A 14328-nucleotide genomic window follows, 5' to 3' on the forward strand; every position below is an offset into this window, starting at 1 on the left:
TATGAGGGGGGTGATAAAAAATGTTGCTAATAAATATGGCTATGAGATACGCCGACTAGACAGGGAAGAGACAAAAGGCTCGTCTCACTTGGGGGAAGATTTAAAAATAAAGAGATATCTAAAGACATTTCCCTCCATTAATCAGTATTTTGTCGATATCGGTGCAAGTAATGGACTGGAGATGTCAAATTCATATAGCTTTTATAAATCTGGCTGGTCAGGATTGGCGGTTGAGTGTGATCCTGCAAAGTTTCACATACTAGCTCAGTCTTTAAAGGACTACGATGTTAGTTTAGCCAAGACGTTTGTTACCCCTTTGAATGTTTTACCACTTTTGAAGAGTTTTAAAGTGCCAAAAAAGTTTGGTGTTTTAAGTCTAGATATAGATGGCTATGACTATTTTGTGTTGTCAAAGACTCTTGAAGAATTTAGACCCCAACTAATAATAGCCGAAATTAATGAAAAGATTCCTCCGACCCTGGACTTCTCTGTTAAGTATTCAGAAGATTATTTTTGGGCCGGCGATCATTTTTATGGCCAAAGCATTTCTATGCTACATAAGCTAGCAAAGAATAATAGGTACAAGCTAGCAGAGGTCTATTACAACAATGCCATATATGTAACTTCGGAATCGCAGGCAAAGGGTTTGGATCCCCGAGAAGCCTATATGAAGGGCTATCTTAAAAAAGCTGATCGAAAAGAGAAGTTTCCGTGGAATAATGAGTTTGACCCTGTATACGATCTACCCCCTAAAGAGCAACATAAGTTTTTTAAGGACCTATATTCTGATAAAACTAACTTTATACTGAACAAAGCCTAAAATGCTGGGTCAACTCAAGCACCACATAAAAAAACGCCTTTTCACCGATGTAGACGAGAGTATACAAAAAAATATCCAAAAGTTTGTAAGAAGTATCGATAGGGAAAAGATACGTCAAGCTAAACGACCGGCCGACTTTGAAGGCTCTATAGAGATAGTGATACCATGTTACAATCATGGCCACTTTCTACCGCGAGCACTCAAAAGTATTCGGAACCAAACATACAAAAAAGCACTAACTGTAACAGTTGTTAATGACAACTCTCAAGACAGCTCATTTGAAGTGATGGAGCGACTACAGTTAGAAAACAAAACCAAAAATATCGATCTCAATCTGATTAATAACGATTCAGGTAGTAATCTAAAGCAATTCGGCGCCCTCAACTTGGCAATTCAGGGCTCCAAAAATAAACTATTTATTACTCTAAATGCCGACGATATATTAACGACAGATTGTTTAGAGCTGATTGTAGAAACCTACAAAAACAACCCCAGCATATATATGTTGGGCGGCAGCAGTTTGTGGTTTAAAGAGGGCGAGAAACTACCTGCGCACCATGCGATCCGGTCTCAGAATCTTGCTTTAACTAAATACGGCCCCAAAGATGCTCTACAGTTTAATCATCTTAACAGTATCAACATGAGCCAGTCGTCTTGTTCATTCTTTCGCGTGGCTTGGGAATTAGTGGGTGGTTATTTCCCCCCAGAAAAGCGCGTTTGTTCTTTCGATGATCGAGATTTTCAAATGCGGGTTAGCTCGGTACTGCCAGTAGGGGTATACCAAGATTATCCAATGGTATATTACAGCTCTGACACCTCAGTAAGCCGTACAGTTGAAGGGCACTATGATACTTAAGCGACTACTTAGGCTAAAAAATCGCCCAAGAAATCCTCAAAAAAGGATAATTGGCTACAATCAATATCTAAAAAGTAACTATGACAAGCGAGTGTTAGTAAGCTACTTAGTGCCGCCGGTTTTGGACGAGCTAGAGAGCAGGCCCACGCCGCTTTTTTCGAACAACGGGGCGGGGCGCACAATTCCCAAGGTTCTAAACCAACTTGGCTATGTGGTTGATGTGATTAATTGGGACGACACCGGTCCGATTGAGGGCGAATATGACATAGTAATTTATCATGGCGGCAAAAACTTTGCCAACATAGAAAAATTAAAATCTGCCGACAACAAACTGGTATATTATTCCACTGGGAGCTACTGGAAGTATCACAATAGCCAAGAGGAAAGACGAGCCGAGTACTTTAAGCAACGACACAACATGGAATATAAGTTGGATCGCAAAATAGCCGATTCCGAAGAGCTGGCCAACAAAAATGCCGATGCTATCATAGTGCTCGGTAACCGCGATGCCGCTAAGACATACTCGGGCTTTAAAGATGTTTACAATCTAGAGGGCGCCTCCATGTCAATAAAAAATCCGCGTAAAATACTAGAGACAAAAAGTGGAAAACTTGGCTTTTTGTTTATGGCGGGACCAGGCAACCTACACAAAGGGCTAGATATTATACTCGATGCCTGGCAAAAGCTGCCGAATAATTTTGAGTTACACATTATTACATATCTTGATGGCGAGTTTACGAGTATCTACAAAGACGTATTGTATAATACGCCAAACATACATACCCATGGCTATGTTCTACAAAGGAGCAGCGAGTATTACGAGGCAATAAAAGATTGTCAGTTCAGCATACTTATGTCGTGTAGTGAGGGTAGCCCAGGGTCAGCTATAGAATCCTTGCACCAAGGGCTCATACCGGTCCTTAGTAAAGAGAGCCACGTTGATGTGGACGGCCACGGCTACACACTAAAAGACGATAGAGTAGAAACACTAGTCGACCTGCTTAACACGATTAACAAGCTAACGTCTCGAGAAATTAAGAGTAAACAGGAAAAAACTAGGCTCTGGGCAGAAAAAAAGTTTACTATTAAGCATTACGAAGACCGCCTTAAAGAAATAATCGAGGAAGTAACCAAATGAGAATCGGCATCTCCTTGCTGGATTTTCAGCCAAATAAATCGGGCGGCATTGAAACCTATTGTCGAGACCTTATCTCGGGGCTCGAAACGATTGATCAAAAAAACGAATACTATGTATTGTTAAACCTCCACAACGCCAAGACAATCAAGGTGGGGGCAAAAAACTTTTACATTGTTTATGCCGACAAAAGATCGTTTGCTCGAAAAGTTTTGGGCAAGTTGGGTAAACGCGTCTCAAACGAAGAACTTATGAGTCGTTTTGTAGAAAACCTAGGTCTTGATTTGCTTCACTTTCCACTGCAAACTGTTCAGCCATACTTATTAGGTACTTCTGTGAAAAAAATAGTCAGCATTATGGATATTCAGCAAGAATACTTTCCTGAGTTTTTTGATAAAAAGGATCTAGCTTTTCGAAGAAAAGCCTATAAGCAGTCTTGTGATTCAGCCGTCGCAGTAATTAGTATTTCTGAATTCACCAAGCAATGCTTGGTACAAAAACTCTCGATTGCTCAAAGAAAGATTATTACCGTTCATCTAAACTACAACGCCAGTCTGCTCGATAAAAAATCTATAAAAAGGTCAACCGACAAACCTTATTTTTACTACCCGGCCGCCACATGGCCGCACAAGAATCACCTACGCTTACTCCAGGCCTTCTCGGAATTTTCAAAAGAATATCCCAACTACCAGCTGGTCTTAACCGGAATAAAAAAGCAAAAAGGAGATGAGGTTCAGAAATATATAAACAAAAATAACCTTGGCAAAGTTATTAAGTCTTTAGGCTACGTAGACAATGATGAGCTACCGGGTCTTTACCAAAATGCCTTCGGCCTTATTTTCCCCTCACTCTTCGAGGGGTTTGGTATACCGGTAGTAGATGCTATGGTGTGTGGCTGCCCAGTGATCTGCTCAAACACCACCTCGCTACCCGAGGTGGGTGGAAATGCAGTTCTGTACTGTAATCCGCAATCTATAAAAGACATTGCATTAAAAATGACCAAACTAGCCGAAAACGAAAAACTAAGAGCTAACTTGATAAAAAGGGGTAGGGTTCAGGCTAAAAAATTTACCAAAGAAAAAATGGTTAAGAATACCTTGAAAGTCTATGAGAAGGTTGCGAGAATGTAACGATGGCAAAATCCAAACACCCAAGCGTATTCGTAGTTACACCAATCTTCAATCGCAAAGAACACACCCTGGCGTTTCTAAAAACACTTTTTGAAAACGACTACCCCAACTTTACAATGGTTATTGTAGACGATGGTTCGACCGACGGCAGTTCTGAGGCCATTAAGGCTAAATTCCCTAAAACTACCATACTAAAAGGCACGGGCAGTCTGTATTGGACAGGCTGTACAAATCTTGGTGTTGACTATGCTTTAAAACACGGCGCGGACTACATAATAACCGTGAATAACGATGTTGAGTTAAGATCAAGCTGGATATCAGAGCTGGTTGAGTGTGCCCAAAAGAACCCCAAGGCCTTAGTTGGCTCACTAATTTACTTTATGAACGACCGAAAAAGGGTTTGGTACTTTGGTGCTGATTTTAACTATGAAACTGGTGAGCTTTATCATAAAGAGGATGAGCCAAAGAGCAAGCGGCCAATAGAGTCTAAGTGGCTCACCGGCATGGGCGTGTTAATACCGGCCGGTGCTTTTAAAGATGTAGGCCATTACGATATCGAAAAGTTCCCGCAGTATTTTGCCGATGCCGACTTCTCACTTCGAGCCGCCAAAAAAGGTTATAAACTTTTGGTAACACCCAAGGCTGTTCTATACAATGACAGTAAGTCTGACAGTGGCGGAAAACTTATGGCTCAGTATAAGCTCAGAGCTGTGCCAAAATTACTCTTTACCCCATATTTTAGTGATAGCATAAAAGTTCGCAAAGAGTTCTATAGGCGATATTTTGGTGAAGATTACAAAAAAATATATAGACACTACTATAGACATCGTTGGGCACAATTTTATGGCCCCTATGTAAGGCACTGCGTTAGACTTAAGTTGGTTAGAATAGCGAAATGGCTGGGAGTAAAAAAATGAAAATAGGCATAGATTTAAGACCGCTTAGTCTAGGCAACAAATATCGTGGCATTGGAATGTATATTAGTCGTTTGGTACATCAATTGTCGGCTATTGATCATACTAACGACTATGTTTTATTTGTGAATGATAAAGATATTATCGAACCGCTTGGTCTCGACCCGAAGTTTAAATTTACGACAGTTATCGCCCCCAACAACTACATGCAAAACATTAAATATTTAAGGGCTTTTGTGGTTAAGACGCCGAAACTTAACATATCAAAAAGCAATATCGATGTGTTCTTCCAAACCGATGTTTCATTTAGAATCCAGGCCGGCTCAATACCAGTAGTGGCTGTGCTATACGACTTAATCCCATTGCTCTACAAAGACAAATACTTAAAGCCTGAACTGTCAGGATTTAGGCCGGGTAGCTTGTTGGAATATTATAGAAGACTAAGACTTAGAAAGCTGTATTTCAAGAACTTAGAATACTATTACAAAGCCACTAAGATAGTAAGTATTTCTAATGCATCTAAAAGGGACTTAATAAAGTTTGACGGTCGTATTAAGCCCACCAAGGTGTCAACCATATATCTAGCTGCTGACTCGCTGCCTAAACAAGATCCTGCCACAAAGACGCTTCTAAAAAAAGCCAACGTTGCCAAAAAGTTTTTGCTATATGTCGGCGGGGCCGACTACAGAAAGGGTGTCAACACAGTTATACCCGAGCTTAATAAACTCTTAACAGAAAATGACCTTAATTTACTTCTTGTGGGCAACGAGTTTGTGCATACGGAGCTTAAAGAAACAAGAGCAGTTCTCGGTAATATCAAAAAACTAACAAATCCAAATAGCGTTAAACGCATTGGGTTTGTTAGTGATGCACAGCTAAACTGGCTTTACCACCACGCCGAAGCCTTTCTGTTTCCAAGCCAGTACGAGGGTTTTGGCCTGCCAATATTAGAAGCTATGCAGGCTGGCTGTCCGGTAATTGCTTACAACAACTCCTCAATACCAGAGGTGGCGGGTAGCGCCACAATTCTGGCCGAAAACAATAAGGAGTTTGTGGATGGCGTAACGAGAGTATTGAAAGACGCTGCGTTTCGCCGCCAGTTAATTGCCCAAGGCCACGAGCAAGTTAAAAAGTTTAGCTGGCAAAATACAGCCCGCCAGACCCTCCAAGTACTTGAATCTGTCGGTAGGCATCGGTCATAATGGGTGAGCTATGAAAATATTTTTTGAGGCAACCCCAACTTTTAACAACAAGCGAGTGCCTGCAGCAGGCATAGCACACTACATTTTTCATATTTACCAAGGCATGAAGCAGTATGACAAGGCTAACGACTATATTGTTTTTGGCCTCTACTTCTTAACTCGATCAACCGAGTTCAAAGAGCTCTACCCAAAAGACACACGCTTTAAGTTAATAAGGTACGTGCCAGCTAAGATTTTTAATCTCGCCAATCGTCGGGCTATTTTACCCCCTATAGAGCTTATGACTGCGGCTAAAGCCGATGTATACTTATTTACTCACTTTCGCCGCTTTCCAACGCTGTCAGGTGCTAAGACAGCAACAATTATTTACGATACAGGCTATCATTATTACCCCGAGACAATTAACAAAAAAAATCTTAAATATCTTGAGCGCCGCGTACCCCAAACAGTCAAAAAATCTGACCTTATAATCACTATTTCCGAAGCCGCCAAGCAAGACATTGTAAAGATATATGGTGCCAATCCAGAAAAGGTGGTAGTTGCGACATGCGGCATAGATACCAACAAGTTTAAGCCGGGTAAATTGAGTGAGTCGGTGCGCAAAAAATATGGGCTTCCTGCTAAGTACTTGTTATTCGTAGGAAGCATTGAGCCTCGTAAAAACATTGAACGCTTGGTGCAAGCCTATAATTCATTGCCGGCAAAACTGCAAAAAGAATATGCGCTTGTGTTGGCTGGCGGCAAGGGCTGGAACGACGAAGGCATTCATAATGCTATTAAGTCGGTTAAAGAGCCCGGCAGGGTAGTGGTGACTGGCTATGTCGATGAGGATGACATAGAGCAACTATACCGGGGCGCTACACTCTATACCTTTCCAAGTCTTTATGAGGGCTTTGGCATGTCTATACTTGAAGCCATGGCCTGTGACGTGCCGGTGTTAACAGCTAACAACTCGTCGCTGCCAGAAGTTGGTGGCGATGCGGCGCTGTATGCCAATGAGAAAGATGTAAAAGACATTGCTAGCAAGATTGAGTTTGCTCTAACGCATCAAAAAGAAATGCAGGCTCTTGTGCAAAAGGGTAGAGAGCAGATTAAAAAATTCAGTTGGGACAAATCAGCACAAGTGATAGTTGATAGCTTGAACAAACTCTCCAAGCGGTAGTTTCAACTAAAGCTATTTGACCGCCTTGCCAATAATTTTGCTTTCAGTTTGCTGTAAGTCTGAGTTAACCATCATCTTAACTAACTCTTCAAAACCGACTTTTGGTTTCCAGCCAAGCTTTTTCTTTGCTTTTTCAGGGCTGCCAATTAGCAGCTCAACTTCGGCCGGCCGCATAAAGCGCGGATCTTGCTTAACATATGGTTTCCAATTGTTAATACCAACCTCTTTGAAGGCTACTGTGAGGAACTCTTTTATCGAATGGGTTTCTCCGGTTGCCAGGACGTAATCATCTGGCTTTTTCTGCTGCATCATGAGCCACATACCTTCAACGTAATCTCCTGCAAAACCCCAATCTCGCTTTGAGTCTAAATTCCCAAGTGTTATTTCCTTTTGCAGGCCAAGCTTTATTCTTGCAACCGAGTTAGTTATTTTGCGGGTTACAAACTCTAGCCCACGACGTGGCGACTCATGGTTAAAGAGTATGCCGCAGCTGGCATGTAGATTGTAGCTTTCTCTGTAATTTATAGTCATGTAGTGGGCATAAGCTTTCGCGACGCCATAAGGGCTGCGAGGGTGGAAGGGCGTCTCTTCGGTTTGGGGCACTTCGCGAACTTTGCCAAACAGCTCACTTGTTGATGCCTGATAATAACGAATTTTTCCTTTGCCACCATCCACTATTCTGATGGCCTCTAATAGACGAAGGGCTCCTAGTCCTGTAATATTTCCGGTCACCTCGGGCTGTTTAAAAGAAAATGCTACAAAACTAATTGCGCCCAGATTGTACACTTCGTCTGGTTGGCAGTATTCAACCGCCGAAACTAAAGAGCTCATATCTCCCAGATCCCCCTCGAGTAGCTCAATCTCAGGCAATAGCTCCTCTATCATGGCTTGCTTGGGGTTATTCTGGCCCCGGATTAGACCGTATACCTTGTAGCCCTTTTTTACTAGCAACTCAGCCAAGTAGGTTCCATCCTGACCAGTAATGCCCGTGATTAGTGCTCGTTTTGCTTGTGCCATTTTGAATCCTCCATTATTGAAAAACTGTAAGCTAAGATATAATTATACTATCACATGAACAGCAGCAAACCAGTTAAAGTTGAATTTATATGCGGCTCGTATCCGCCAATTAAAGATGGGGTGGGCTATTATATGCAACGGCTTAGCCAGCATCTAAAAGTAGACCACAAGATAATAACCTCTGTAGGTGCAGAGAAAACGGCTATTACCGAACCGTTTGTAGGTAATTGGCGACAGGGCGTGGCCAAGAAAATAGCTATGCAGGTAAAAAAGGACCAGGCAAACCTTATCCACATGCAGTATTCATCGGTTAAATTTGGCCGCACCTTGGGCTCAACTCTGATACCCAAAGAGGTGTCCAAGCAGCTTAAACTGCCAGTTGTTGTTACTTCACATGAGTATCACGATGCCAGTTGGCTTGGCCGAAAGCGAGTTGAGGTTTTAATAAAACCAGTTGAGGATGTAATAGTTTCTAACCAAGCTGATTACAAGGTGCTTTCAAGACGATTTCCACGCAAGAATTTCTATGTAGTGCCAATTGGCAGCAATATTGAGGTGGCTAAGTTTAGCGATGGCCAGCTAAATGACTTAAAATCTAAGTATAATCCTGGCCACAAAAAGTTAATTCTTACCTGGGGCCTGCTCGATCAGAACAAAGGGGTAGATAAGTTAGTCGAGGCCGTGTCCAGGGTTGGCTCAAGCGCTAAGCTATTAATTTCGTCTGGCTACAATCCAAAAGACCAATATCATAAAGAACTAAACAAGCAAATTGCTCATACCAGTGCCGATATTGATTGGCTGGGGTACTTGAGCGATAGCGAGATCTCGGGGTTGCTTCAGATATGCGATATTGTGGCCCTGCCCTTTAACCAGCCAGTTAGTTTGCGACGGGGCAGTGTACTGGCCGCTCTAGCTCATGGCAAGCCAGTGATTACAACCGGCCCTAGCCAAGACAAATTACTTCAAGACAGAAAAAACTGTTACTTATTGGCCAATAACAAGCCTTACACAATTGAGCTAGCTATTAACGATTTGTTGAATGACCCAAAATTGTCTAAACTATTAGCAAGCGGTGCCCATGAGCTGGCGGCGCATTTTGACTGGAACAATATAGCCAAGCTACATGAATCAATTTATAAACAAATTTTATCTCGACGCTAGGAAACACCCCGATAAGTACTTGTTAGCGCTGTTAGCATTTCTTTTGCCATTTGAGCGCATACCATCATTTTCATTTGCTGGGGTTACTCTAAGACCTAGCTTGTTTATTGGCGGTTTAATCATTTTGCGGGCAATTTGGTTCGTTATGAAATTCAAAAAGTTTAAGCCAAATAGTCTGATGGTGCCACTAGCGCTGTTTGTGCTTTGGCTGTTTATTTTAATCCCAGGCTCTATCAACCATATGCGGGCCACCCAAGTGTTTATATTTACTCTATACACCTCTGCGCTGGCAGTGTCGGTTGGCATTATCTACCAAAAACAGTACCTAGCTGCAATAATAAAAGGCTTGTTTGCGGGTGCAGCCGCGACATCGCTGTTTGCTATCTTTCAATATTTTGGTGATCTCTATGGCCTGCCCCAAACGGTTACTGGGTTGGCTACCCGCTACAAATGGAACCTGTTTGGCTATGCCAGACCTCAAGCAACGGCGTTAGAGCCGCTCTATTTTGCTTCTTATCTGTTGCTGCCCATAGCAGTAGTTGTTTCGATATTGCTGTTTGGCAGTTATAAAAAATCGCGATTACTTTGGGGTTTGCTGTTTTTGTTTTCCTTGCCATTATTTCTAACTGTGTCGCGCGGTGGGCTACTTGGGTATATCGGATTGGCACTAACCCTCGTGGTTATATATGCATGCATGCCAAAACACCGTTCTGGTAAGATCTGGCCAACCCTTGCTATTATGTTGGGTGCCTATTTGTGCTCGATCTTAATAATTACTGTTTTTCACAAGCCCATAGAAGACACCCAGAGCAAAAATACTGGTTCTGGCTCATATGTAAGCCATGTTACTGATATCAACGAGAACTCCGACTCACGGGCCATGAGCCGCGCACTTGCGATAGATTTAATAAAGAAATACCCGATTATGGGAATTGGGCCAGGTCAATTTGGACCCGCTACAAATAATAACCAACAAGCCTACTTTGGTTGGCCAATTGTCAACAATGAGCCGCTAGAGCTTCTGGCCGAAACCGGAGTGGTGGGATTTGCACTGTTGCTGAGTTTTTTTGGAGCCCTGGTTTGGGCGGCAGTGCGAATATTGCAAACTAAAAAGTGGCAGCCCGAACACATAGTGGTGTTGGCTTTGTTGGGTTACCTGACAGCCCAAGCTATTCAATATCAGACATTCTCAACTCTCTACGTAATTCAGCTCTGGTTTGCGGTAGGGTTGCTGCTGGGTGTTGTTGGGTTTAAAGCCAAAACCAACGAAAAATAATTGCGGGTTAGTGGCGATCCTAATGAGCTTAGGATCGCCACTTCACCCTCCTGTGAGCTAGCTAGCGGCCGAGCCAGTTGTCGGGGGCGTAGGCCCAACCGAGGTAGGGATTGCTCAGATACCCCACCACCGGGTGTTGCCGTACAGGCAGCCGATCTCCATCGAATCCTTGAGTAGAGATTGCCTGGCCATTGCCTAACGAAACACCATTGTGACCGTAGCCGCCTGCGCCGCTATAGAACACAATCGCGCCAGGTGGGGGATTGGTGTCGGTGCGGATTCGACCAGCATTTAGCTGGGCGTAGTAGTTGGCCATGGCGCTGGCATACTGTCGACCCGCTCCTCGTCCGCCCAGCGCAACTTCTACGAACATCTCGCAGATTCCCGACCAAGGTCGGGCGAACTCATTGCTCCAGGTTGGGTCTGGCGAATTCTTCTCGGCCGTGGCCCAGTCAACGGCACGTTGTTCACGGCCGCCGATAGTTGGCGCGCAGCTGGTTGCAGCTCGAACTCCACCTGCCGAATCCCACATGATCGAGCCACCCTGGAAGTCTTGACGAGTGCCCGCGCAGTAGCCGTACTCATCGCTGATTGGCCACTGTAGGTAACCACCGGCATCACCATTGGCGTAGTACCAGCTCAAGAAGCCGCTGCGCACCCCCTGAACCCGCTTGACTGCATCGCCACGGGCGATTACTGCATAGCCCATGGAACCGCCATTGAAGTCCTGAGCCCAGCCGGTGTTGTTGCCCCAGCGGTGAGATTCCATGACCGGATAGCCAATCTCAGCTGAGCCTTTGGTTCTGGCGTAGGCCCATAATTCACCCACAACGTTGTAGGCGGTGCCACTGCAGCTTGGCTGTACGATGGCATTTTCGCCATAGCCTGGGCTTGAAAAGCGCTGCATGCAAGCTGAGCCCCAGCGCTCGACAGCTGCCACGGGCGAGCCCATGACCGAGCCGCCCTTTACGTTGTAGGCATCTACAAAGGCTTGGGGATTGCTGGCACCTGTTCCGGCCACCAAGGGTTGGATTGTGGTGCTGCTAGGTGTTGGAGTGGGCGAAATGCCCACCGGCGTTGGCACAGCGCAAGCGGCTGCAATCATACCGAATGTCAATGTAAAGAGTGGCCCAAATAGGGCCACCCTCCGTGCGATACTCATTATTCACCCTCCTGTTGTAGTACTCCAACAAGTATCGGTATTTACAATATCGCAAGCCCAACGCTAGTTGCAAGCATGGAGCGGCATCATGCCACTACATGCTTGATCATAGGGTATAATAGTTGGCGTGTGATATTGTTGGAACTAGTAGTGATGTTTCTTACTAAAAGGGTCTGGATAAATATTTATGAAATACAAGCTAAGTAATAGCAACCTTTAACGCCATGCGAATACTTATAGATGCCCGATGGATCAAGCAAACTGGTATTGGCCGCTATATTGAGCAAACCGTCGAGCAAATTCTACAACTCGATAAGTCCAACCGCTATATTTTACTTGTTCGGCCACAAGACCGTGCAAAACTTAAACTACAAGCACCCAATCTAGAATACCTAGAATCCAACGAGCCGTGGTTTACCTTTCGAGAGCAGACGACTTTTTTACGTCGTATTAACTTGGCCAAGCCAGACTTAGTGCACTTTACTAACTTTGATTTCCCAATTCTCTATCGCGGCCCTTTCGTAATAACTATTCACGACCTCACACTATTGGAATTCAAAAATGTTAATCGGAGCAAAATGCTGCCGGCCTACTACCATGTTAAAGACGCCGTTATGCGCACTGTTTTGCGCAAAGGCATAGAAAAATCTCAAAAAGTACTGGTACCAACCAACTATGTTAAACAAGGCCTACTTAAGCGCTACAAATCGTCGGCTCGCAAAATTGTAGTTACCCATGAAGCTGCCGATGCACCCTACCCAAACCCGCGCGTTAATCTAGCCAAGTTTGGTATCGATAAGCCCTTCTTGTTTTATGTAGGCAATGCTTATCCGCACAAAAACTTAGAGCGCTTGATAATTGCTTTTGGAAAACTAGTTAATAGCTATCGGCTCGACTATCAACTTGTAATCGCCGGTCGTAAAGATGCTTTTCACAAGCGGCTAGAGGATGAGGTTGCGCAGGCTAATTTGCAACACCGGGTAATCTTTACCAACTATGTTGATGATGCTGAGCTGGCCGGCCTGTACAAGAAGGCGGCCCTATATGTGTTTCCGTCACTATCGGAGGGGTTTGGTCTGCCACCACTCGAGGCTTTGGGCTATGGCTTGCCAGTAGCCAGCAGCAAGGCCACCTGCTTACCCGAGATATTGGGCAATGCGGCCGCCTACTTTAACCCTAAGAGCCCCAACGACATGGCCAAGGTTATTTCGAGCCTTTTAGCCGACACAAAGCAACAGCAAGAACTGGTAAAAAAAGGCAAGCAACAATTTAATAAATTTAGTTGGCGGCAAACTGCCCAAGAAACGCTGGCTGTTTACGAGAGCGTGGAGCGCAAACTCAAGAAGCAGACTTAGAATTAGCTACTAGGTCTTTTACGGACTGCCACATTTCGGGCCGGCCGTTCTCTTTTAGCCAATACCACCATTCTGCTCCCCATAAGTCAAAGTTTTTAATTTGGCTCTGTCGCCCATAGGCTATGTTTTCGCTAAACTGTCGCGGGCTCATGGTCTTACTGGCTTCGTTAAAGCTGAGATACTCGTTGCCAACGGGCCCCCAGGCCTCGGCCTGAAGTTCGTGTATTTTAATCTGTTGGCCGGTTAAAAACTGAATCCAGGCTGCTTTTAGCCAGTTGTAGTTGCCATCTTGCGGATAGCGATAGTAGCCATCGAATAGGCTGCTCCAAACATATCGATACAATGAAATGCCGAATACATCGGCAAACGGGCCTTTTAGGGGAAAGCCAAATTGGTCGCTCTGAGTAAGTACAATGGGCCGGGTCTTATCTAAGCCGCGAACCAGCTCCACCTCTCGCTTTAGCTGGCTATTGGTTAAGTTTGCGCCCGGGCAGTTGCCAAAGCTTTTTAGTAGGAACTCATTTTCGACCTGCCAAGCCTCGATAGTGGGATTGTCTTTGTAGCGGTTTACCACTGCGGCTAGGTAGGGGTCGATTTGCGTTTGAACTTGAGCCGGATCATTCTTGTTGAGCCAACTAGGGTAATAGCACTCGGGTGAGCGTATTAGCTTCTGGCCAATGTTGAGCGTGACTTTGGCGCCACGTTTTTTGGCCTGTTCGACCATCCAGTCGGTTTGTGAGAAATCAAACTGGCCCTGGGTAGGTTCAGTGCGATCCCAATAAGCCGCAATCCGCAAGTTTTTAAAATTTAAATCATCGAGTAGAGCCGAGTAGTTGGCTTGCCAGTCCACGCCGTAGCGTTCGGCCTGGGGTTGGCTAAAACTTACACCAATTACCTCGGGCTTGTTGAGGTTAACCGCCCAATACCAATACATTAGTACAATACTAATTATGGCCAGAGCATAAACAGCTCCAACCAGAATTATGAATAGGGTTTTGGCCCAATTTTTGAGCTTAGAGACTAACATGCGCGCTATTATACTCTAAACCTGTCTAGTGTCTCTAGTCTGTTAAGTGAAAGACAGGCTGTTGAGTGCCGGTCGTTAGTTTTTGTAAGGAAGCATATCTATCGATACGCA

The 14328-nt window shown here is 44.4% G+C and carries 13 protein-coding genes; 10 read left to right on the forward strand and 3 right to left on the reverse strand.

The window, feature by feature from the left end; all coding sequences use genetic code 11:
• Position 1: 1 nt before the first annotated feature.
• Genes HYX70_04055 through HYX70_04085 form a run of 7 tightly spaced genes read left to right on the forward strand, consistent with a single transcriptional unit; the run spans position 2 to position 7219 of the window.
• A complete protein-coding gene (locus HYX70_04055) occupies positions 2-820 on the forward strand; it encodes a hypothetical protein (GenBank protein ID MBI2798437.1) in 819 nt (272 codons plus the stop codon).
• A 1-nt stretch (position 821) separates the two neighbouring features.
• Positions 822-1676: a glycosyltransferase family 2 protein gene (locus tag HYX70_04060; GenBank protein ID MBI2798438.1), complete on the forward strand. Its 855-nt coding sequence runs from the start codon at positions 822-824 to the stop codon at positions 1674-1676.
• On the forward strand, positions 1666-2814 hold the full coding sequence (locus tag HYX70_04065) for a hypothetical protein (GenBank protein ID MBI2798439.1): 1149 nt from the start codon (positions 1666-1668) through the stop codon (positions 2812-2814). The genes HYX70_04060 and HYX70_04065 overlap by 11 nt, the downstream gene beginning before the upstream one ends.
• A complete protein-coding gene (locus HYX70_04070; GenBank protein ID MBI2798440.1) occupies positions 2811-3941 on the forward strand; it encodes a glycosyltransferase family 4 protein in 1131 nt (376 codons plus the stop codon). The genes HYX70_04065 and HYX70_04070 overlap by 4 nt, the downstream gene beginning before the upstream one ends.
• Positions 3942-3943: 2 nt before the next feature.
• Entirely contained in the window at positions 3944-4858 is a 915-nt protein-coding gene (locus HYX70_04075) for a glycosyltransferase family 2 protein (protein MBI2798441.1), read from the forward strand.
• Entirely contained in the window at positions 4855-6057 is a 1203-nt protein-coding gene (locus HYX70_04080; GenBank protein MBI2798442.1) for a glycosyltransferase family 4 protein, read from the forward strand. The genes HYX70_04075 and HYX70_04080 overlap by 4 nt, the downstream gene beginning before the upstream one ends.
• Positions 6058-6067: 10 nt before the next feature.
• Positions 6068-7219: a glycosyltransferase family 4 protein gene (locus HYX70_04085; protein MBI2798443.1), complete on the forward strand. Its 1152-nt coding sequence runs from the start codon at positions 6068-6070 to the stop codon at positions 7217-7219.
• Positions 7220-7231: 12 nt separating this feature from the next.
• On the opposite strand, the gene gmd is transcribed toward HYX70_04085, so the two are convergent.
• Entirely contained in the window at positions 7232-8236 is a 1005-nt protein-coding gene (gene gmd, locus HYX70_04090) for a GDP-mannose 4,6-dehydratase (protein ID MBI2798444.1), read from the reverse strand.
• A gap of 54 nt (positions 8237-8290) precedes the next feature.
• Here gmd and HYX70_04095 point away from each other — a divergent pair, with 54 nt between their 5' ends.
• Positions 8291-9397 carry a glycosyltransferase family 4 protein gene (locus HYX70_04095; GenBank protein ID MBI2798445.1) on the forward strand — a complete coding sequence of 369 codons (1107 nt, stop codon included), beginning with the start codon at positions 8291-8293 and terminating at the stop codon, positions 9395-9397.
• Positions 9360-10673, forward strand: a complete 1314-nt coding sequence (locus tag HYX70_04100) for an O-antigen ligase family protein (GenBank protein MBI2798446.1) — start codon at positions 9360-9362, stop codon at positions 10671-10673. Before HYX70_04095 ends, HYX70_04100 begins: the two co-directional genes overlap by 38 nt.
• 61 nt (positions 10674-10734) lie before the next feature.
• On the opposite strand, the gene HYX70_04105 is transcribed toward HYX70_04100, so the two are convergent.
• Positions 10735-11835 (reverse strand): hypothetical protein, encoded by a 1101-nt coding sequence (locus HYX70_04105; protein MBI2798447.1) that lies wholly within the window; start codon positions 11833-11835, stop codon positions 10735-10737.
• A 224-nt stretch (positions 11836-12059) separates the two neighbouring features.
• Between HYX70_04105 and HYX70_04110 the strand changes: the two genes are divergently transcribed.
• The gene (locus HYX70_04110; GenBank protein MBI2798448.1) at positions 12060-13190 is read left to right on the forward strand and encodes a glycosyltransferase family 4 protein; all 1131 of its coding nucleotides are present in this window, start codon (positions 12060-12062) and stop codon (positions 13188-13190) included.
• On the opposite strand, the gene HYX70_04115 is transcribed toward HYX70_04110, so the two are convergent.
• On the reverse strand, positions 13174-14217 hold the full coding sequence (locus HYX70_04115; GenBank protein ID MBI2798449.1) for a cellulase family glycosylhydrolase: 1044 nt from the start codon (positions 14215-14217) through the stop codon (positions 13174-13176). The genes HYX70_04110 and HYX70_04115 overlap by 17 nt on opposite strands.
• Between the last annotated feature and the right edge of the window lie 111 nt (positions 14218-14328).

It is taken from the genome of Candidatus Saccharibacteria bacterium, assembly GCA_016191105.1.
Lineage (GTDB): Bacteria > Patescibacteriota > Saccharimonadia > CAILAD01 > BJGX01 > JACPPH01.